The following is a 20761-nucleotide window of genomic DNA, read 5'->3' on the forward strand; positions in this document are numbered from 1 at the left end:
CGGAGCGCGAATTCCGGGCATGGCGCCCGCATGGGTGAATGCCCCGGCGATCCGGGACGTGCGTGCACTCTAGCAACGATCCTTTCGCCGCGCCAGCAAACCGGGCCACGTTGGCCATTCGGCCGGGCTTCCGCACCTTACATCACGGGATGCGACCCCGTTCAAGAGCCCTTCGAGACGGTGCTCGGACGAACATGGCATGCGAGTTGCTGAGAAGAGTCCGTTACAACATTCCAACCAATTCGACGGGACAACCCAGCGAGAGGACTTCATGAAACTCATTACCGCAATCATCAAGCCGTTCAAGCTCGATGAGACGCGCGAAGCGCTGTCGGCGCTCGGCGTCTCCGGCATCACGGTGACGGAGGTGAAAGGGTTCGGGCGCCAGAAGGGGCATACCGAGCTGTATCGCGGCGCCGAATACGTGGTCGATTTCCTGCCGAAGATGAAGATCGAGGCGGCCGTGTCCGACGATCTCGTCGACCAGGCAGTCGAGGCGATCGAGCGGGCCGCACGCACCGGCAAGATCGGCGACGGCAAGATCTTCGTCACGCCGATCGAGCAAGTAATCCGGATTCGCACCGGGGAGACAGGCGCTGACGCGCTGTAACAGAACAGACAAGACAAGCGACAAGAGGAAATCCAAGATGCGTAAACTTCTGATGTCCCTGCTGATGGCCGGCTCGCTGATCGCGGCCGGTGTTGGCCCCGCGCTCGCGGACGACGCGGCGTCCGCCGCGGCTGCGTCCGCACCCGCCGCTTCGGCCCCCGACGCATCGGCTGCCGCGGCACCCGCCGCGACGGCGAGCGCCGCGCCTGACGCATCCGCCGCTGCCGCCGCACCGGCTTCGGGCGCCGCCGACGCATCGGCCGCCGCCGCCGCGTCCGCGCCGGCCGCACCCGCCGCGCCGACCGCGCCGTTCTCCGTCGATTCGTCGAAGATCAACTCGGGCGACACCGCGTGGATGCTGACCTCCACCGCGCTCGTGCTGTTCATGACGGTCCCCGGCCTCGCGCTGTTCTACGCGGGCATGGTCCGCAAGAAGAACGTGCTCGCGACCGTGATGCAGAGCTTCGCGATCACCGCGCTGATCACGGTGCTGTGGACGGTGGTCGGCTACAGCCTCGCGTTCACGCCGGGCAACGGCTTCATCGGCGGCCTGTCGCGCACGTTCCTGCACGGGATGAACTACATCCACGGCGACAAGGCGACGACGCTGACCGTCAGCCACCTGGCGCCGACGATTCCGGAATCGGTCTACTTCGTCTACCAGATGACGTTCGCGATCATCACGCCGGCACTGATCTGCGGCGCGTTCGCCGACCGGATGAAGTTCTCGGCGATGCTCGTGTTCATGACGCTCTGGTCGCTGATCGTCTATGTGCCGATCGCGCACATGGTGTGGGAGCCGACCGGCTGGCTGTCATCGGACGGCGTGCTCGACTTCGCGGGCGGTACGGTGGTGCACATCAACGCCGGTATCGCGGGCCTGATGTCGTGCCTGGTGCTCGGCAAGCGCGTCGGCTACGGCCGCGAATCGATGGCGCCGCACAACCTCGTGCTGACGATGATCGGCGGCTCGATGCTGTGGGTCGGCTGGTTCGGCTTCAACGCGGGTTCGGCGGTCGCGGCTGACGGCCGTGCCGGCTTCGCGATGCTGACGACGCAAGTGGCGACCGCCTGCGCGGCGCTCGGCTGGATGTTTGCCGAGTGGGTCGCGAAGGGCAAGCCGTCGGTGCTCGGCATCGTGTCGGGCGCGGTCGCTGGTCTCGTGGCGATCACCCCGGCGGCCGGCTTCGTCGGCGTGGCGGGCGCGCTCGTGATCGGCATCGCGGCGGGCGTCGTGTGCTTCTGGTCGGCGACGTGGCTCAAGTCGAAGCTCGGCTACGACGATTCGCTCGACGCGTTCGGCGTGCACGGCGTGGGCGGGATTCTCGGCGCGCTGCTGACGGGCGTGTTCGCGGTCAAGGACATCGGCGGCGCCGACGGCAGCCTGCTGCTGCAGGCCAAGGGCGTGCTGATCACGCTGGTCTACAGCGGCGTGCTGAGCTTCGTGCTGCTGAAGCTGATCGACCTGACGATCGGCCTGCGCGTGTCCGAAGAGGAAGAGCGCGAAGGTCTCGACGTGATCCTGCACGGCGAGCATGTCGAATAAGTCATGAGGATGCACGGCGGGCCGCCGCGACGACGGCGCCCGCCACGAATGAGCGCAGCGACTTCGGCCCGCCCACCCGGCGGGCTTTTTTTCTCCTGCCGCCTGCTGCCGTAGCGCATAACCCTTCGCGCTATCGGGTCAATAGCCGAAAACTTCCTCCAAACCCTTGCGAAGCCGGGAACAATCCCCAAATGGGCAGGGCAATTGCTCTACAATCTTCATTCTCCCGCTCGCGAGTGATTCATGGTTCCCCACCTCGTTACCGCGTTGAACGGTCCGCTGCTCGAACTCGAGCAGAAGATCCTCGACGCGACGCCTGCGATCGAACGCTGGTTCAGGCTCGAATGGCAGGAACATACCCCGCCGTTCTATTGTTCGGTGGACCTGCGCAATGCCGGCTTCAAGCTGGCGCCCGTCGACGCGAACCTGTTTCCCGGCGCGTTCAACAATCTGCCGTCCGAAGTGCTGCCGCTCGCCGTGCAGGCCGCGATGGCCGCGATCGAGAAGATCTGCCCGGACGCGAAGAACCTGCTCGTGATTCCCGAGCTGCCGACCCGCAACGCGTTCTACCTGGAAAACGTCGCGCGCCTCGCGACGATCATGCGCCAGGCCGGCCTGAACGTGCGCTTCGGCTCGCTCGACCCGAGCATCATCGACATGACGCCGATCACGCTGGCCGACGGCCAGAAGATCGTGCTCGAACCGCTCGAGCGTTCGCAGCGCCGCCTCGGCCTGAAGAATTTCGACCCGTGCTCGATCCTGCTGAACAACGACCTGTCGGCCGGCATCCCGGCCGTGCTGGAAAACCTGCACGAGCAGTACCTGCTGCCGCCGCTGCACGCGGGCTGGGCCGTGCGCCGCAAGTCGACGCACTTCTCGTGCTACGACGACGTCGCGAAGAAGTTCGCGAAGATGGTCGGCGTCGATCCGTGGATGGTGAATCCGTATTTCGCGCACGTCGAAGGCGTCGACTGGCAGGGCCATGAAGGCGAGCAGGCGCTCGCCGACGCGATCGACGGTGTGCTGAAGAAGATCGCGCGCAAGTATCGCGAATACGGGATCAGCGAGAAGCCGTACGTCGTCGTGAAGGCCGACGCGGGCACGGCGGGGCGCGGCGTGATGACCGTGCACGACGCGGCCGAGATCGGCCGCATGTCGAAGGCCGAGCGCGCGCAGATGGCCGAGTCGAAGGCCGGCCTCGCGGTGCGCGACGTGATCGTGCAGGAAGGCGTCTATACGTTCGAGCGCGTCGGCGACGAAGTGGCCGAGCCCGTCGTATACATGATCGACCGCTACGTGGTCGGCGGTTTCTACCGCACGCACGGCGGCCGCGAGCGCGACCAGAACCTGAACGCGCCCGGCATGCACTACGTGCCGCTGGGCTTCGAGCACACCGCGCTGCCGGATGCCGGCGCGAAGCCGGGCGCCGCGCCGCCGAACCGTTTCTACATGTACGGCGTCGTCGCGCGGCTGTCGCTGATCGCGTCGTCGATCGAACTGGAAAAGACCGATCCCGAAGCCATCCAGGTGTAACCGGGCTTCGCTACGCACAGGATTCGCATGGACATTCTTTTTATCGCCGACCCGCTCGAGCATTTCAAGATCTACAAGGATTCGACCTACGCGATGATGGCGGAGGCCGCGCGGCGCGGGCATGCGGTGTACGCGTGCGAGCCGCGCCACCTCGCGTGGACGGGTTCCGCGGTCGAGGCCGACGTGCGGCGCATCACGTTCGTCGGCGAGCTCGACGATCTGCATCGCGAGACCTGGTTTGACGCGGGGTCCGTCGATGCGCGCCGTCTCGAATCGTTCGGCGCGGTGCTGATGCGCAAGGATCCGCCGTTCGACATGGAATACGTGACGTCGACCTGGCTGCTCGAACTGGCCGAGCGCGCGGGCGCACGCGTGTTCAACAAGGCGCAGTCGATCCGCGACCATTCGGAGAAGCTCGCGATCGGCGAGTTTCCTCAGTTCGTCGCGCCCACGCTCGTCACGCGCGACGCGAAACGGCTGCGCGCATTCCATGCCGAGCATGGCGACGTGATCCTGAAGCCGCTCGACGGGATGGGCGGGATGGGCGTGTTCCGCGTGAAGCCGGACGGCATGAACCTCGGCTCGATCGTCGAGATGCTGAGCCACGACGGCACGCGCTCGGTGATGGCGCAGAAGTTCATTCCCGAGATCAAGGCCGGCGACAAGCGCATCCTGCTGATCGGCGGCGAGCCGGTGCCGTATTCGCTCGCGCGGATTCCGCAGGGCAGCGAGGTGCGCGGCAATCTCGCCGCGGGCGGGCTGGGTGTCGCGCAGCCGCTGACTGCCCGCGATCGCGAGATCGCCCGGACGCTCGGGCCGGTGCTCGCGTCGCGCGGGCTGCTGCTGGTCGGCCTCGATGCGATCGGCGACTGGCTGACCGAGGTGAACGTCACGAGTCCGACGTGCTTCCGCGAGATCATGGAGCAGACGGGCTTCGACGTCGCCGCGATGTTCATCGACGCGCTGGAGCGTGCGGCCGCGTAGGCCGCTTCCCGCGCAACCCCGGCGGCGGCCGCGCAGGTCCCCCGTCGCCGGAGCAGCTTGACCGGCCTGCTACAATGCCCGCTTGCCAGGTGCCGAGATCGGCGCACCGAAGGCCCGGCGGTCGGGCCGACACTGTTGCAAGGCTGAACATGAAACGTTTCCCACACTCGCTACGCTCTTTGCCCCGCCAAGGGGTGTCGGCCCGCCAGGGGCGGCCGGGAGCGATCTGACATGGCCGGGATCCTGATCATCGCGCACGCCCCGCTCGCCACCGCGCTGCGGGATTGCATCGCGCACATCTACGGCGGCGTGCCCGCGCGCATCGGCTGTATCGACGTGACGGCGGACAGCGATCCGACCCAGGTGATGGCGTTCGCGCACGCGGAACTCGCGCGGCTCATGGAAGAGAACGGCGTGGTCGTGCTGACCGACATGTACGGCGCGACGCCCGCGAACATCGCGGGCCAGCTCGCGAAGATCGCCAACGTGCGCGTGCTGGCGGGCGCAAACCTGCCGATGCTCGTGCGGGCCGTCTGCTATCGGACCGTGCCGCTCGACAAGCTCGTCGACAAGGCGCTGTCCGGCGGCGCGAAGGGCGTCCACGAAGTGGCGGCCGGTACGCCGCCGCCGCCGACGGAAGCCGGCTGCGGCCAGTGCGCGCCGATTCCGCCCGAACCGCAACCGCGCACCGAATCGCACTGATCGCTGCGTTTTTCGTTTTAGACAGCACCGCCGGCGCGCGCCGCCGGCGGCCCCGACCGACCCGACCGAGAATCATGCTTCAACAAGAAACCACCATCGTCAATAAATTGGGGCTCCATGCGCGCGCATCGGCCAAGCTTACGCAACTGGCTGGCAACTTCCAGTCGGAAGTCTGGATGACACGCAACGGGCGCAAGATCAATGCAAAGAGCATCATGGGCGTGATGATGCTGGCGGCGGGCATCGGCAGCACCGTGACGATCGAGACCGAAGGGGCCGACGAGCGGGAAGCGATGGACGCGCTATTGAAGCTGATTGCCGACAAGTTCGGCGAAGGCCAGTGATCGCGCGGGATCGTTGCCGTTTCCAGTCAGAATGCCGCGGATTTCGCGGCATTTTTTTCGTCGGAAGCATTGATGCGGAATGCGCAATGCTGCGGTGCATGCAGTCAGAGGGGAGTCGCGGAATTTATAATCGCTAACCGGGGTCATAAGCGCATCGCAGCAGTGTGCCGCGGCTTTACTTGTACAGAGGAGGTGCGCGTGTCCTTCACGCTGCATGGCATTCCCGTCTCACGTGGTATCGCGATCGGGCGAGCGTATCTGATCGCGCCGGCGGCGCTTGACGTCGCCCATTACCTGGTCGAGGCGAACCAGATCGACGCCGAGGTCGAGCGTTTTCGCACGGCGCTCGAAGTCGTGCATCACGAACTCGAAGCGTTGCGCGCCGACCTGACCGACGACACCCCGAGCGAAGTGGGTGCGTTCATCGACGTCCACATCATGATCCTGAGCGATGCGATGCTCGTGCAGGAAACCATCGACCTGATCCGCACGCGCCGCTACAACGTCGAGTGGGCGCTGACCGAGCAGCTCGAGTTGCTCACGCGCCACTTCGACGACATCGAGGACGAATACCTGCGCGAGCGCAAGGCCGACATCGAGCAGGTGGTCGAGCGCGTGCTGAAGGCGCTCGCCGGTGCGCCGTCGGCGTCGCAGGCGCTCGACCGCGCGGCCGCGAACGGCACGAACGAGATGATCGTCGTCGCGCACGACATCGCGCCGGCCGACATGATGCAGTTCAAGACGCAGTCGTTCCAGGCGTTCGTCACCGATCTCGGCGGGCGCACGTCGCACACGGCGATCGTCGCGCGCAGCCTCGGCATTCCGGCCGCGGTCGGTGTGCAGCACGCGAGCGCATTGATCCGCCAGGACGACCTGATCATCGTCGACGGCGACCAGGGCATCGTGATCGTCGATCCCGCGCCGATCGTCCTCGAGGAATATTCGTACCGCCAGTCCGAGAAGCTGCTCGAACAACGCAAGCTGCAGCGTCTGAAATTCTCGCCGACGCAAACGTTGTGCGGCACGAAGATCGACCTGTACGCGAACATCGAGCTGCCCGACGACGCGAAGGCGGCCGTTGACGCCGGCGCGGTCGGCGTCGGCCTGTTCCGCTCCGAGTTCCTGTTCATGCATCAGAAGGCGATGCCGGAGGAGGAGGAGCAGTTCGCCGCGTACAAGCGGGCCGTCGAGTGGATGAAGGGCATGCCGGTGACGATCCGCACGATCGACGTCGGCGCGGACAAGCCGCTCGAGGCGCTCGACGAAGGCTACGAGACGGCGCCGAACCCGGCGCTCGGCCTGCGTGCGATCCGCTGGAGCCTGTCCGAGCCGCAGATGTTCCTCACGCAGTTGCGCGCGATCCTGCGCGCGTCCGCGTTTGGCCAGGTGAAGATCCTGATCCCGATGCTCGCGCACGCGCAGGAGATCGACCAGTCGCTCGACCTGATCCGCGAGGCGAAGCGCCAGCTCGACGACGCGGGGCTCGCTTACGATCCGAACGTGCGCATCGGCGCGATGATCGAGATCCCGGCCGCGGCGATCGCGCTGCCGTTGTTCCTGAAGCGGTTCGATTTCCTGTCGATCGGCACGAACGACCTGATCCAGTACACGCTCGCGATCGATCGCGCGGACAACGCGGTCGCGCACCTGTACGACCCGCTGCACCCGGCCGTGCTGCACCTGATCTCCTATACGTTGCGGGAAGCGAAGCGCGCGGGCGTGTCCGTGTCGGTATGCGGGGAGATGGCGGGCGATCCGACGCTCACGCGGCTGTTGCTCGGGATGGGGCTCACCGAGTTCTCGATGCACCCGAGCCAGTTGCTCGTCGTGAAGCAGGAGATCCTGCGCGCGCACCTGAAGGCGCTCGAGAAGCCGACGGCCGACGTGCTGGCCGCGTTCGAGCCGGAGGAACTGCAGGCGGCGCTGCAGCGTCTGTCGGTCGCCGAGCCGCGTGCGGACGCGGCCGCGTAGGTCGCTCAGGCTGCTCAGGCGCCCGCGTTGCCGCTAATTGCCGTGAAGTGTCATGCATGCGCCGGCAGGCGCATGCCGCTCGCGCGTCAGTGCCGGCCCCCGCATACGGGGCAGTCGGCCTGGCGCGCGATTTTCATCGTCGTCCATTCCATCCGCAGCGAATCGAGCATCATCAGCCGCCCGTTGAGCGTCGTGCCGATTTCGCCGATCACGCGCAACGCTTCGGCGGCCTGCATCGCGCCGATGATCCCGACCGTCGGCGCGAACACGCCCATCGTCGCGCATGCGACTTCCTCGAACGGCTGGTCTTCCGGAAACACGCACGCATAGCAGGGCGCGGCCGGGTCGCGGAAATCGAACGTGCTGATCTGGCCGTCGAATCGCAGCGCGGCGCCCGACACGAGCGGCACGCCGTGCGTGACGCACGCGCGGTTGATCGCGTGCCGCGTCGCGAAGTTGTCGGTGCAGTCGAGCACGACGGTCGCGCGCGGCACGTGGGCGTCGAGCCACGCATCGTCGACGCGTTCCGCGACCGCGTTCACGTGCACCTCGGGGTTCAGTTGCGCGAGCGCGTCGCGCCCCGATTCGACCTTGCTGCGGCCGACCGATGACGTCACGTGCAGGATCTGCCGCTGCAGGTTCGTGAGGTCGACCGTATCGGCGTCGACGAGCGTGATCGTGCCGACCCCCGATGCCGCGAGGTACATCGCGGCGGGCGAGCCGAGGCCGCCCGCGCCGACGACGATCGCGTGCGCGTCGAGAAAGCGCTGCTGCGCCTCGATGCCGATTTCGTCGACGAGGATGTGGCGGGAGTAGCGGAGGAGTTGATCGTCGTTCATGGGGAGATCGGGCGAAGCATGCCGCCGACGGCGGTGCGGACGTATCTGCGTATTCTAGGCGCACATGAAAAACGGGCCATCGCGGTCTTCCCGCGATGGCCCGTCGGATGCCGGCCGGCGCTTAATTCGGCGCCGACGCGGGCTTCGGTGCGGAAGCCGGCTTCGCGCTCGCGCCCGATGCCTTCGAGGCCGGGGCGGCCTTGCCTGCCGGGCTCTTCGTCGTGCTCTCGGCGAGCAGCGACTTCGATGCCTGGACGGGCTTGCCTTCGAGCTTGTTGAGCGCCTGCTGCATCATGAAGTCGTCGGTGCTGCCGAACTCGATCGGCTTGCGATCGCGGTCCTTCTGGCGTTGCTCCGGCGTCTTCTTGTCGTTCTGCTCTTCGAGGATGCGCAGTTGATCCATCCGGCGCTGCTCGCGATCTTCCTGTTCCTTCTTCTCGTTCGGGTCCTGCGTGTTCGCGAGGTGGTTCGTATAGTCGACCTCGCGCGTCACGAGCACGTCGTCCGGATCGCCGTCCGCGTACTGATCGACCGGCACGTCGGGCGTGATGCCCTTGTTCTGGATCGAACGGCCGCTCGGCGTGTAGTAGTACGCGGTCGTCAGGCGCAGCGCGGTTTCGGCCGTCATCGGGCGGACCGTCTGCACCGAACCCTTGCCGAACGTCGTCTTGCCCATGATCTGCGCGCGCTTCGAATCCTGCAGCGCGCCGGCGACGATTTCCGACGCGGACGCCGAATACGCGTTCGTCAGCACGATCATCGGCACGGTCTTGAAGACCGGCGGCAGGTTCTTCAGCGGATCGCCGTCGAAGGACGGCAGGCGATAGTTGTCGTACGTATCGCGGTAGACCTGCTTCGAATCGGGGATCTGGCCGTTGGTCGACACGACGACGGAGTCGGGCGGCAGGAACGCGCCGGCAACGCCGACCGCGCTCTGCAGCAGGCCGCCGCCGTTGTTGCGCAGGTCGAGGACGAGGCCCTTCAGGTTCGGCTGCTGGCGTGCGATGTCCTGCAGCTTCGCGGCGAGATCGGGCGTCGTGCGCTCCTGGAAGCTCGTGATGCGGATGTACGCGTAGCCCGGATCGAGGATCTTCATCTTCACGCTCTGGACCTTGATGATCGCGCGCGTGACCGTGACCGGGAACGTGCGGTCGTCGCTCTTGCGGAAGATCGTCAGCGTGACCTTGGTGCCCGGCTCGCCGCGCATCTGCTTGACGGCCTTGTCGAGCGTCATGCCGCGCACCGGCTTGTCGTTGATGCGCGTGATCAGGTCGCCCGGACGGATGCCGGCGCGGAACGCGGGGGTGTCCTCGATCGGCGAGATCACCTTGACGAGGCCGTCTTCCTGCGAGATCTCGATGCCGAGACCCGCGAAGCGGCCCTTCGTCTGCTCCTGCAGTTCGTCATAGTCGGTCTTGTCGAGGAACGACGAATGCGGGTCGAGGCTCGACACCATGCCCTTGATCGCCGCCGTCAGCAGCTTCTTGTCGTCGACCGGTTCGACGTACTCGCGCTTGATCTGGCCGAATACTTCCGCGAACAGGCGGAGCTGGTCGAGGGGAAGCGGCGCCGTGACGGTCTGCTCGGCCGACGCGGAAATCTGCAGCGTGGCGAACACGCCCGTGGCAAGGCCCGCGGCAATCAGGCCGATGTTCTTCAATTTCATTCGCATAGAGAGTCTGGTGCGGTCGGGAAGCGCGTGGCGGTAGCGGGGATATAGCGGACAAGTATAACTGTTCGTCCGATGACTCAGTGGAACGCCGCGAAAAGCGGCGAAAAGGGCCCGGAGAAGGCCCGGCGGGGTGCCGCCGGATGCGCTTGCGGGTTCGAAAGCGGATTCGACAGCGGCGGGCCCGCGAAGGTTCGCGCGGCGTGCCGGGCCGGCCGGGCATGCCGCGCCGGACGCGGCCCGCCCGGCGCGACGGGCGTCAGCCCGCCTTGCCCTGCTTCGCGACGGCGGCCTGCGCCTGCGCGATCGCTTCCTGGTCGCCGAGGTAATAGTGCGTGATCGGCTTCAGGTTCTCGTCGAGTTCATACACGAGCGGCACGCCGTTCGGGATGTTCAGGCCGACGATGTCGCTGTCCGAGATCCCGTCGAGGTACTTGATCAGCGCGCGCAGCGAGTTGCCGTGCGCGGCGATCAGCACCTGCTTGCCGGCGCGGACCGCCGGCGCGATCGACTCGTTCCACAGCGGCAGCACGCGCGCGACCGTGTCCTTCAGGCACTCGGTGAGCGGAAGCTGCTCGCGCGGCACCTTCGCATAACGCGGGTCGTTGAACGGCGCGCGCTCGTCGGTCGGCTCGAGCGCGGGCGGCGGCGTGTCGTAGCTGCGGCGCCAGACGAGCACTTGCTCGTCGCCGAACTTCGCGGCCGTTTCCGCCTTGTTCAGCCCCGACAGCGCGCCGTAGTGGCGCTCGTTCAGGCGCCACGAATGGACGACCGGCAGGTACATCAGGTCCATCCGGTCCTGCACGTGCCACAGCGTGCGGATCGCGCGCTTGAGCACCGACGTGTACGCGAGGTCGAACGTGTAGCCGGCCTCCTTGAGCAATTCGCCGGCCTGGTAGGCCTCGTTGCGACCCTGTTCGGTCAGGTCGACGTCGACCCAGCCGGTGAAGCGGTTTTCCTTGTTCCACGTCGATTCGCCGTGGCGGATGAGAACGAGTTTGTACATGGATCTTGCGGTCGGTAGTGAGGGAAGCGGTGCGCGTCGCGCGGCACCCGATCCGGGCCCGCCATCGCGCAAGACGGTTATTTTATAATGGCGGGATTGTCCTCATCCGATTTCTCTTTTTCCGGCGGAATTCCGTGACGTTCTTTACCGATTACACGAACCTGGCCCTCATCGCGATCCTGCTGGTATCCGGCGGCCTGCTGGCCTGGCCCGCGCTGCGCCGCGGCCGCGGCGGCCTGTCGGCTGCAGAGGCCACCCAACTCATCAACCGCCGCAACGCGGTCGTGATCGACGTGCGTGCCGCGTCCGATTTCGCTGCCGGCCACCTGCCGTCGGCGCGTCAGGTCGCGGCGGGCGAGATCGGCGCGAAGATCGCGCAGGTCGCGAAGAACAAGAGCACGCCGGTGCTGCTCGTCTGCCAGAACGGCCAGCAGTCGCAGAAGGCGGCGCGCGAGGTCGAGGCGGCGGGCTACGCCGAGGTGCACGTGCTCGAGGGCGGCGTGGCCGCCTGGCAGCAGGCCGGGATGCCGGTCGTCAAACAAGGAGTGGCGAAGTGAATAAAGTGGTCATGTACAGCACCCAGGTGTGCCCGTATTGCATCCAGGCCGAGCGGCTCCTGAAGCTGCGCGGCGTCGAGCAGATCGAGAAGGTGCTGATCGACAAGGATCCGACGCGCCGCGACGAAATGATGTCGCGCACCGGCCGCCGCACGGTGCCGCAGATCTATATCGGCGACACGCACGTCGGCGGTTACGACGATCTGTCGAAGCTCGACCGCGATGGCGGGCTCGTACCGCTTCTGCAAGCGGCCTGATTAGGGCAGAATGGCCGCCGGCCGCGCCGCGGCTTGGGCGCGCAGGATTCATCCGTGGCGGCCGGCGAGAAGCCGGGCCGCTCCGTCACCACTTTTAGGGAAACACCATGTCCGACGTCGAAAACCAACCGTTCTTCAATATCCAGCGCGTTTACCTGAAGGATATGTCGCTCGAGCAGCCGAATTCGCCGGCGATCTTCCTCGAGCAGGACATGCCGTCGGTTGAAGTCGAAGTCGACGTCAAGGCCGACCGCCTCGCGGAAAGCGTGTTCGAAGTCGTCGTGTCGGGTACCGTCACCGCGAAGGTGAAGGACAAGGTCGCGTTCCTGATCGAAGCGAAGCAGGCCGGCATTTTCGACATTCGCAACATTCCGGACGAACAGCTCGACCCGCTGGTCGGCATCGCTTGCCCGACGATCCTGTTCCCGTACCTGCGCTCGAACATCGCCGACGCGATCACGCGCGCGGGCTTCCCGCCGATCCACCTGGCGGAAATCAACTTCCAGGCGCTGTACGAGCAGCGTCTCGCGCAGCTTCAGCAGCAGCAAGGCGCCGCCGCAGGCGCGCCGAACGGCACGACGCTGAACTGACGTTTCACTCGGACCGGTGCTGGGTATGAAAGTAGCCGTTCTCGGCGCCGGTGCCTGGGGCACCGCGCTCGCGGGCCATCTGGCCGCGCGGCACGATACGCTTCTATGGGCGCGCGACGCCGCGCTCATCGCCGGGCTGCAGGCCCGGCACGAAAATTCCCGCTATCTGGACGGCATCGCGCTGCCTGACGCATTGCGCTACGACGCCGATCTCGGCGCCGCGCTCGCGCATGGCGCCGCGGACGACGCGCTGTGCGTGATCGCCGCGCCCGTGGCCGGGCTGCGCACGCTGTGTCACGCGATGCGCGACGCTGGCTGCGTGCCCGCGCACGTCGTCTGGGTCTGCAAGGGCTTCGAGGCCGACACGCATCTGCTGCCGCATCAGGTGATCGCGGCCGAGCTGCCCGAACAGCGCAGCAACGGCGTGCTGTCGGGGCCGAGCTTTGCGCGCGAGGTCGGGCAATCGCTGCCTGTCGCGCTGACGGTGGCGAGCGCGTCCGCCGAATGCCGCGAGCACACGCTCGCTGCGTTCCATCACGGCGCGATGCGGATCTATACGGGCGACGACGTGGTCGGCGTCGAGGTCGGCGGTGCAGTGAAGAACGTGCTGGCGATCGCGACCGGCATTTCCGACGGCCTTGGCCTCGGGCTGAACGCGCGCGCCGCACTGATCACGCGCGGTCTTGCCGAAATGTCGCGGCTCGGCGTCGCGCTCGGCGGTCGCGCGGAAACCTTCACGGGCCTCACGGGCCTCGGCGACCTGATCCTCACCGCGACGGGCGACCTGTCGCGCAACCGCACGGTCGGCCTGCAACTCGCGGCCGGCCGCACGCTGGACGATATCCTCGGGGCGCTCGGCCACGTGGCCGAAGGCGTGCGCTGCGCGCAGGCCGTGCTGGCGATCGCGCGCGCGCAATCGATCGAAATGCCGATCACCGAAGCCGTGTGCGGTGTGCTGTTCGACGGCATTGCACCGCGCGACGCCGTCAGCGGCCTGCTGCGGCGCGACGCGCGCGCCGAGTAGCGCGGACGGGCGCCGCCCAAGCGCGCGGCGCCAAAGCGCACTACGCTTGAACAGTCTCCGGCGTTCCGTGAGGTTGTCATGCTGCAGATCCATTCCACCACGCTCGACGCACAGGTCGTCGACATCACGACGCTCGAGGTCGACGTGATCGTCAACGCGGCGAACGGCTCGCTGCTCGGCGGGGGCGGCGTCGACGGCGCGATCCACCGCGCGGCCGGCCCCGGCCTGCTCGCGGAGTGCCGCACGCTCGGCGGCTGCGAGACGGGCGACGCGAAGCTCACGCGCGGCCACGGGCTGCCGGCGCGCTACGTGATCCATGCGGTCGGGCCTGTATGGCACGGCGGCGGTCGCGGCGAGCCGGACCTGCTCGCATCGTGCTACCGGCGCGCGATCGAGCTGGCCGAGGAGGTCGCCGCGACGTCGATCGCGTTCCCGGCGATCAGTTGCGGCATCTACCGCTATCCGGCCGGCGAGGCCGTCGACATTGCAGTCGGCACCGTCACCGAAATGCTGCCGCAGGCGCCGAGCCTCACACGCGTGATATTCGCGTGCTTTTCCCCCGACATCTACGACCTGTATTGCGCGCGGCTCGCGCGGGCCTGACGCATCCCGCGCCGCGCATGCGTCAGGCGCCGCCTTCGAAGCCGGCCTGGCGCCACGCCTCGAACACGACCACCGCGACCGTGTTCGACAGGTTCAGGCTGCGGTTGTCCGGCCGCATCGGCAGGCGCACGCGCTGTTCGTTCGGGAAGCGTTCGAGCAGCTCGGCGGGCAGGCCGCGTGTCTCCGAGCCGAACACGAACCAGTCGCCCGGCAGGAACGCATGATCGTGGAAGCGGCCCGAGCCGCGTGTCGTGAACGCGAACATCCGCGCGGGATCGGGCGATTCGGTCGCGACGAACGCGTCCCAGTCGCGGTGCACGCGCATCTGTGCATATTCGTGATAGTCGAGGCCGGCGCGGCGCATCCTCGCATCGTCGAGCGGGAAGCCGAGCGGCTCGATCAGGTGCAGGCGCGCGCCGGTGTTGGCGCACAGGCGGATCACGTTGCCGGTGTTCGGCGGAATTTCGGGAGCGACGAGGACGACGTTGAACATGTTTCGGTTTGGCTGGGCCGGCCGGGGCGGAGCAACGCGCGCTCCTTCCCGGCCGGCCGGTTCGTGATGGCCGCGGCCGCGTTCAGGCGGCCGGCCTATCTATCTAATTAATCCCTGGCGGTGCGCAGCGCAACCAGATTCGTCACGCGCGCGGCGCCCGCCGCCTTCAGTGCGTGCGCGGCGGCCGCGAGCGTCGCGCCGGACGTCATCACGTCGTCGACGAGCGCGACGTGGCGGCCAGCGACGTTGCCCGCCACCGCGAACGCCGCCATCACGTTGTCGCGCCGCGCGCGCCGGTCGAGCCGCGACTGCGGCGCGGTGTCGGCGACACGCGCGAGCAGCGCCGCATCCGCGGGCACGCCGAGCCGGCGCGCGAGCGGACGCGCGATCGCCCACGCCTGGTTGTAGCCGCGCACGACGAGCCGCCGATGCGACAGCGGCACCGGCGCGACCAGGTCGAAGCCGCCGGTACCGCGCGTATCGTCAACCAGCCGCGCGAGCCGGGCCGCGAATTCGGCGCCGAGCGCGAGCCGCGCATGAAACTTCAGGCCACGTGCGAGCCCGTCGAGCGGCGCGCGGTAATCCGCGAGCGCGAGCGTCGCATCGAACGGCGGCGGCGCCGTGCGGCACGCGTCGCACCGGTACGCGGTCGCGCGGCCGGCGCCGGTGTGTCCGCCGCGGCGCGGGCGCGAACGCGGTTGCCCGGCGCCCAGCGGCAGCGCGCAGACGTCGCAGCGCAGCCGCGCTTCATTCCAGTACGCGGCGTCGCAGGCAACGCAAATCACGGCGTGTGACAAATTGCCGCACAATGCGCAGCGATTCGGCAGCGCGACCGCGGCGACGCGTAGTGCCAGCGCGCGAACCTGCGACAAAACGACGCGCATCGTGCGCGGAGCGAAACTGCGGACCATCGCGAACACTCCTGGCAGCCCCGTCTCGATGAAGCCTGCGGGGCGAGCGAGTATACTTCGGGCTCTTCGCCAGTGTGCCCGACATGTCCCCAGCTTCGACTTCAACCGGCCGTCCGGCCAATGACGCCAGGCGCCTGCGGCGGATCTTCGATCGCCGTGCCGCCACGTTCGACGCGGTCGCGTTCCTGCCGCGCGAGATTGCGCAGCGGATGAACGAGCGCCTCGAATACATCAAGGTGAGCCCCACGGCCGTGCTCGATGCGGGCTGCGGCCCGGGCGACGACCTGCCGGCGCTGCGCGCGCGCTTTCCGGAGGCGCCCGTATTCGGCGTCGACCTGTCCGGTGCGATGCTCGCGCGGGCCGGTCAGCGCGAGATCGAGCAGGCCAGCTGGCGCCGCTGGCTGCCGGCTTCGCTCGGCCGGGCGCTGGGCCAGCGCGGCCCGCGCGTCGCGCAGGCCGACTTCGCCGCGCTGCCGTTCCCGGGCAGCGCGTTCGACCTGATCTGGTCGAATCTCGCGCTCCACTGGCATTCGCGCCCCGACGCGGTGCTGCCCGAATGGCAGCGCGTGCTGCGCGTGAACGGGCTGCTGATGTTCAGCACGCTCGGCCCCGACACGCTGCGCGAGCTGCGCGGGGCCTGCGCGGACGCCGAAGCGGCGCTCGGCATTGCGCCGCCCGCCGCGCGCGTGATCGATTTCGTCGACATGCACGACCTTGGCGACATGCTCGTCGAGAGCGGCTTCGAGATTCCCGTGATGGACCAGGAAGTGCTGACCGTTACCTACCAATCCCCCGACTCCCTGCTGGCCGACGTGCGCCGCTGGGGCGCCTATCCGTTCGAGCGCACGGCGCCGCAGCACGCGACGCGGCGCTTTCGCGCGGCGCTCGGCGATGCGCTGGAAGCGGCCCGGCGCGCGGACGGCACGATTGCGCTGACCTTCGAGGTGATCTACGGCCACGCGTGGAAGGCCGTGCCGCGCACGACTGCCGAAGGGCACGGGATCGTGCGCATCGAGGACATCGGAAAGGGGCGTCCGAAGAATCGGTAAAGCGGTAAAGAGGGGTTTTGTTATGTCTGAAATTAGCGGCGCAAAGCGGGGTCGAATTGGCGCCAAAAATGGCCGGAAAGCTTGTCGCGCTTGGCTTGCGGGGCGATAGCCGCTTGCTTGTGGATGCCATTGAACCCGCCTATAATGCGTCAGCTTGTCGTCCCGGGGTCCCAGCAATACGGGGCGACGAGTCCGATGCAGGCATGCATCGCATGCCATTCGCGTGAGGCGGCGATGGAAGCAGCGAGGGTTTTGGCGGAGACGACGAACGGCGAACCGGTCCTCGAAGACTGGCTCATGAAACGCAACTGTTCGGCGTCGCCACGCCAGTTCGTGCTGTTTTACGCGTCGCTCGCGGGCTTCTCGCTGGTGATCGCGGCGTTGCTGATGTGGCGGGGGGCTTGGCTCGTCATGCCCTTCACCGGAATCGAGTTGCTGGCTGTGGGTGTCGCATTTGCGATCTATGCTCGCCATGCGGTCGATTACGAACGCATCAGGCTGTTCCCGCACCGGCTCGTGATCGAGCGGATGGATGCGGAGCGGCTCACGCAGATCGAATTCAACCCGCGCTGGGTGCGGGTCGAGCCGGGTGCGACGCCACGCGATCCGATTCGGCTGGTATCGCGCGGGCAGACCGTCGTAATCGGGCAGCATCTCGCGCAGTACAAGCGTGCGCAGTTCGCCGACGAACTGCGCGTGTCGCTCAGGCGCTGCGGCTGACGAGGTGCGGGCACCGGCCGGGAACAGGCCGGCGGCTTGCGACGGGGGAGGGTTTGAATGGAAATTTTGGGTAAGGATGCTATGAAAACAATCAAGCGAGCCCTCGCGGGCGTGCTGGCATGCAGCGGATTGCTCTTTGCCGGTGCCGCCCTGGCGGTCGGTGATAGCCCGGGCGGCCCCCGTGTCAACGAGATCAACTTTCAGCCGCCTGTCACGAAGATCGCCGAGGAGCTCTACGATCTCCACACGATGATGCTGATCCTGTGTACGGTGATCTTCGTCGGCGTGTTCGGCGTGATGTTCTATTCGATCTTCGCGCACCGCAAATCCAAGGGCCACAAGGCCGCCAATTTCCATGAAAGCACGACCGTCGAGATCATCTGGACGATCGTGCCGTTCGTCATCGTCGTGCTGATGGCGCTGCCGGCGACGAAGGCCGTCGTCGCGATGAAGGACACGACGAACGCCGATCTCACGATCAAGGTCACCGGCTACCAGTGGAAGTGGGGCTACGACTACGTGAAGGGCCCGGGCGAGGGCATCGGCTTCCTGTCGACGCTGAGCACCCCGCGCGACGAAGTGATGGGCAAGAAGCCGATCACCGACACCTATCTGCAGGAAGTCGACAATCCGCTCGTCGTGCCGGTCAACAAGAAGATCCGCATCATCACGACCGCGAACGACGTCGTCCACTCGTGGTACGTGCCCGCGTTCGGCGTGAAGCAGGATGCGATTCCCGGCTTCGTGCGCGACACGTGGTTCAAGGCCGACAAGGTCGGTACCTTCCGCGGTTTCTGTACCGAGCTGTGCGGCAAGGAACACGCGTACATGCCGGTCGTGGTCGAAGTCCTGTCGGAAGACGACTACGCGAAGTGGGTCACCGCGCAGAAGGCCAAGCTGGCCAGCGCGGCGGTCGATCCGAACAAGGTCTACACGATGGCCGAACTCGTCGCGCACGGCGAGGAAGTCTACAAGGCGAACTGCGCGGCCTGCCACCAGGTGAGCGGCAAGGGCCTCGGCGCATTCCCGGCGATGGACGGCAGCCCGATCGTGAACGGCCCGATCGCCGGCCACGTCGAGCGCGTGCTGCACGGCAAGGGTGCGATGCCGTCGTGGGCGTCGCTGTCGGACCTCGACATCGCATCGGTCATCACGTACGAGCGCAATTCGTGGGGCAACCACAAGAACGACCTGCTGCAGCCGAAGCAAGTGGCTGACGCGCGCAACGGCAAGATGCCGGAAGACACGGCAGGCGCAGCGGCGCCGGCCGAAGCGGCTTCGGCACCGGCGCAAGCCGCGTCGGGCGCAGCCGAGCAGCCGGCGGCAGCGTCGGCATCGGCCGCACTGTCGACGATCTACTTCGAGACGGGCAAGAGCGTGCTGCCGGCCGACGCGAAAGCGGCGATCGCCGCCGCGGCCGACTATGCGAAGGCACATCCGGACGCGAAACTCGCGCTGTCGGGCTTCACCGACACGACGGGCTCGGCCGACGCGAACGCCGAACTGGCGAAGCATCGCGCGCAAGCCGTGCGCGACGCGCTGAAGGCAGCAGGCGTGGCGGAAGACCACATTATTCTCAAAAAGCCGGAAACGATCACGGGCGGGGCAGACGCGAAGGAAGCCCGGCGTGTCGAGATCGGGCCGGCGGCTTGACGTGTCGCTGAGTTAGTCGACGTATTCGCATTAGGAGATTCTCATGTCTAGCATCGGGCACGACGTAGCCGCGGACCACACGGACCACGCGCACGACGACCACGCGCACGAAACCCCGCACGGCTGGCGGCGCTGGCTGTTCGCCACCAACCACAAGGACATCGGTACGCTGTACCTGCTGTTCTCGTTCATCATGTTCCTGTCGGGCGGCGTGATGGCGCTCGCGATCCGCGCCGAGCTGTTCGAGCCGGGCCTGCAGATCATGCGTCCGGAGTTCTTCAACGAACTCACGACGATGCACGGCCTGATCATGGTGTTCGGCGCGATCATGCCGGCGTTCGTCGGCTTCGCGAACTGGATGATTCCGCTGCAGATCGGCGCATCCGACATGGCGTTCGCGCGGATGAACAACTTCAGCTTCTGGCTGCTGCCGGTCGCGGCAGTGCTGCTGGTCGGCTCGTTCTTCGCGCCGGGCGGCGCGACGGCCGCCGGCTGGACGCTGTACGCGCCGCTGTCGACGCAGATGGGCCCGGGCATGGACTTCGCGATCTTCGCGGTCCACATCATGGGCGCGTCGTCGATCATGGGCGGGATCAACATCGTCGTGACGATCCTGAACATGCGCGCGCCGGGCATGACGCTGATGAAGATGCCGATGTTCGCGTGGACGTGGCTGATCACGGCCTACCTGCTGATCGCCGTGATGCCGGTTCTGGCAGGCGCGATCACGATGGTGCTGTTCGACCGCCACTTCGGCACGTCGTTCTTCAACGCGGCAGGCGGCGGCGACCCGGTGATGTACCAGCACATCTTCTGGTTCTTCGGCCACCCCGAGGTGTACATCATGATTCTGCCGGCGTTCGGGATCGTGTCGCAGGTGATCCCGGCGTTCGCACGCAAGACGCTGTTCGGCTATAGCTCGATGGTGTATGCGACGGCTTCGATCGCGATTCTGTCGTTCATGGTCTGGGCGCACCACATGTTCGCCACGGGCATGCCGGTCACCGGTCAGCTCTTCTTCATGTACGCGACGATGCTGATCGCCGTGCCGACGGGCGTGAAGGTGTTCAACTGGCTCGCGACGATGTGGCGCGGCTCGATGACGTTCGAAACCCCGATGCTGTTCGCGATCGGCTTCCTGTTCGTGTTCACGTTCGGCGGCCTGACGGGCCTGATGCTCGCGATGGCGCCGCTCGACATCCAGTATCACGGTACCTACTTCGTGGTGGCGCACTTCCACTACGTGCTGGTGGCAGGCTCATTGTTCGCGCTGTTCTCGGGCTGGTACTACTGGGCGCCGAAGTGGACGGGCTGGATGTACAACGAGACGCGCGGCAAGATCCACTTCTGGGCGTCGATGATCTTCTTCAACCTGACGTTCTTCCCGATGCACTTCGTCGGTCTCGCGGGCATGCCGCGCCGCTATGCGGACTATCCGGCGCAGTTCACGGACTTCAACCAGGTTGCGACGATCGGCGCATTCGGCTTCGGCCTCGCGCAGGTGTACTTCCTGTTCGCGGTCGCGCTGCCGGCCTACCGTGGCGGCGGCGAGCTGGAAAAGGCGTCGGACAAGCCGTGGGATGGCGCAACGGGCCTCGAGTGGACGGTGCCGAGCCCGGCTCCGTTCCACACGTTCGAGCAACCGCCGTACGTCGAGTAAGTTTCACAGTGCGCTCCGCCGCTGCCTGCCGCGCAGGCAG

Annotated in this window: 21 protein-coding genes; 16 read left to right on the top strand and 5 right to left on the bottom strand. The window is 66.9% G+C overall.

The genetic code is table 11. The annotated features are described in order from the left end of the window. Positions 1 to 271 precede the first annotated feature (271 nt). From JYG32_RS16205 to ptsP, 7 genes are all read left to right on the top strand, one after another. Positions 272 to 610, top strand: coding sequence for a P-II family nitrogen regulator (locus tag JYG32_RS16205; RefSeq protein ID WP_006398175.1), 339 nt, complete (start codon positions 272 to 274; stop codon positions 608 to 610). Positions 611 to 647: 37 nt separating this feature from the next. Further along, positions 648 to 2156, top strand: coding sequence for an ammonium transporter (locus JYG32_RS16210; protein WP_213264093.1), 1509 nt, complete (start codon positions 648 to 650; stop codon positions 2154 to 2156). Positions 2157 to 2399: 243 nt separating this feature from the next. Continuing rightward, the gene (gene gshA / locus JYG32_RS16215; RefSeq protein WP_213264094.1) at positions 2400 to 3689 is read left to right on the top strand and encodes a glutamate--cysteine ligase; all 1290 of its coding nucleotides are present in this window, start codon (positions 2400 to 2402) and stop codon (positions 3687 to 3689) included. 27 nt (positions 3690 to 3716) lie between these two features. After that, complete coding sequence (gene gshB / locus JYG32_RS16220) at positions 3717 to 4673, top strand: glutathione synthase (protein WP_174383721.1); 957 nt, start codon at positions 3717 to 3719, stop codon at positions 4671 to 4673. 231 nt (positions 4674 to 4904) lie between these two features. Then, positions 4905 to 5375, top strand: coding sequence for a PTS sugar transporter subunit IIA (locus JYG32_RS16225; protein WP_174383720.1), 471 nt, complete (start codon positions 4905 to 4907; stop codon positions 5373 to 5375). Positions 5376 to 5449: 74 nt separating this feature from the next. Beyond that, entirely contained in the window at positions 5450 to 5719 is a 270-nt protein-coding gene (locus JYG32_RS16230) for an HPr family phosphocarrier protein (protein WP_072437289.1), read from the top strand. A gap of 198 nt (positions 5720 to 5917) precedes the next feature. After that, complete coding sequence (gene ptsP, locus JYG32_RS16235; RefSeq protein ID WP_213264095.1) at positions 5918 to 7690, top strand: phosphoenolpyruvate--protein phosphotransferase; 1773 nt, start codon at positions 5918 to 5920, stop codon at positions 7688 to 7690. An 86-nt stretch (positions 7691 to 7776) separates the two neighbouring features. Here the strand turns inward: ptsP and JYG32_RS16240 are convergent, their stop codons facing one another. The 3 genes from JYG32_RS16240 to gpmA all read right to left on the bottom strand — a co-directional run bounded on the left by JYG32_RS16240 (position 7777) and on the right by gpmA (position 11204). Next, positions 7777 to 8529 carry a HesA/MoeB/ThiF family protein gene (locus JYG32_RS16240; RefSeq protein ID WP_213264096.1) on the bottom strand — a complete coding sequence of 251 codons (753 nt, stop codon included), beginning with the start codon at positions 8527 to 8529 and terminating at the stop codon, positions 7777 to 7779. Positions 8530 to 8650: 121 nt separating this feature from the next. Then, the gene (locus tag JYG32_RS16245; protein ID WP_213264097.1) at positions 8651 to 10201 is read right to left on the bottom strand and encodes a S41 family peptidase; all 1551 of its coding nucleotides are present in this window, start codon (positions 10199 to 10201) and stop codon (positions 8651 to 8653) included. Positions 10202 to 10457: 256 nt separating this feature from the next. Beyond that, entirely contained in the window at positions 10458 to 11204 is a 747-nt protein-coding gene (gpmA, locus tag JYG32_RS16250; RefSeq protein ID WP_174383716.1) for a 2,3-diphosphoglycerate-dependent phosphoglycerate mutase, read from the bottom strand. 134 nt (positions 11205 to 11338) lie between these two features. Here gpmA and JYG32_RS16255 point away from each other — a divergent pair, with 134 nt between their 5' ends. From JYG32_RS16255 to JYG32_RS16275, 5 genes are all read left to right on the top strand, one after another. Next, positions 11339 to 11761, top strand: coding sequence for a rhodanese-like domain-containing protein (locus JYG32_RS16255; RefSeq protein WP_034179117.1), 423 nt, complete (start codon positions 11339 to 11341; stop codon positions 11759 to 11761). After that, positions 11758 to 12018: a glutaredoxin 3 gene (gene grxC / locus JYG32_RS16260; protein WP_174383715.1), complete on the top strand. Its 261-nt coding sequence runs from the start codon at positions 11758 to 11760 to the stop codon at positions 12016 to 12018. Before JYG32_RS16255 ends, grxC begins: the two co-directional genes overlap by 4 nt. Before the next feature lie 107 nt (positions 12019 to 12125). Beyond that, positions 12126 to 12608: a protein-export chaperone SecB gene (gene secB / locus JYG32_RS16265; protein ID WP_069746946.1), complete on the top strand. Its 483-nt coding sequence runs from the start codon at positions 12126 to 12128 to the stop codon at positions 12606 to 12608. Positions 12609 to 12633: 25 nt separating this feature from the next. After that, positions 12634 to 13632, top strand: a complete 999-nt coding sequence (locus tag JYG32_RS16270) for an NAD(P)H-dependent glycerol-3-phosphate dehydrogenase (protein ID WP_213264098.1) — start codon at positions 12634 to 12636, stop codon at positions 13630 to 13632. 78 nt (positions 13633 to 13710) lie between these two features. Continuing rightward, entirely contained in the window at positions 13711 to 14235 is a 525-nt protein-coding gene (locus tag JYG32_RS16275; RefSeq protein WP_174383713.1) for an O-acetyl-ADP-ribose deacetylase, read from the top strand. A gap of 22 nt (positions 14236 to 14257) precedes the next feature. Here JYG32_RS16275 and trmL read toward each other — a convergent pair whose 3' ends face one another. Both trmL and JYG32_RS16285 read right to left on the bottom strand, forming a co-directional pair. Then, positions 14258 to 14728 (bottom strand): tRNA (uridine(34)/cytosine(34)/5-carboxymethylaminomethyluridine(34)-2'-O)-methyltransferase TrmL, encoded by a 471-nt coding sequence (gene trmL, locus JYG32_RS16280; RefSeq protein WP_213264099.1) that lies wholly within the window; start codon positions 14726 to 14728, stop codon positions 14258 to 14260. Between the two features lie 107 nt (positions 14729 to 14835). Next, entirely contained in the window at positions 14836 to 15639 is an 804-nt protein-coding gene (locus tag JYG32_RS16285) for a ComF family protein (protein WP_213264100.1), read from the bottom strand. A gap of 83 nt (positions 15640 to 15722) precedes the next feature. On the opposite strand from JYG32_RS16285, the gene JYG32_RS16290 reads away from it, so the two are divergent. From JYG32_RS16290 to ctaD, 4 genes are all read left to right on the top strand, one after another. Then, positions 15723 to 16688, top strand: a complete 966-nt coding sequence (locus tag JYG32_RS16290) for a methyltransferase domain-containing protein (protein WP_213264101.1) — start codon at positions 15723 to 15725, stop codon at positions 16686 to 16688. Positions 16689 to 16883: 195 nt separating this feature from the next. Further along, positions 16884 to 17408 carry a DUF2244 domain-containing protein gene (locus JYG32_RS16295; protein WP_174383353.1) on the top strand — a complete coding sequence of 175 codons (525 nt, stop codon included), beginning with the start codon at positions 16884 to 16886 and terminating at the stop codon, positions 17406 to 17408. Between the two features lie 57 nt (positions 17409 to 17465). Continuing rightward, positions 17466 to 19061: a cytochrome c oxidase subunit II gene (coxB, locus tag JYG32_RS16300; RefSeq protein ID WP_213264102.1), complete on the top strand. Its 1596-nt coding sequence runs from the start codon at positions 17466 to 17468 to the stop codon at positions 19059 to 19061. 43 nt (positions 19062 to 19104) lie between these two features. Continuing rightward, the gene (gene ctaD / locus JYG32_RS16305; RefSeq protein ID WP_174383355.1) at positions 19105 to 20721 is read left to right on the top strand and encodes a cytochrome c oxidase subunit I; all 1617 of its coding nucleotides are present in this window, start codon (positions 19105 to 19107) and stop codon (positions 20719 to 20721) included. Positions 20722 to 20761 lie beyond the last annotated feature (40 nt).

This window comes from Burkholderia pyrrocinia, assembly GCF_018417535.1.
Lineage (GTDB): Bacteria > Pseudomonadota > Gammaproteobacteria > Burkholderiales > Burkholderiaceae > Burkholderia > Burkholderia pyrrocinia_E.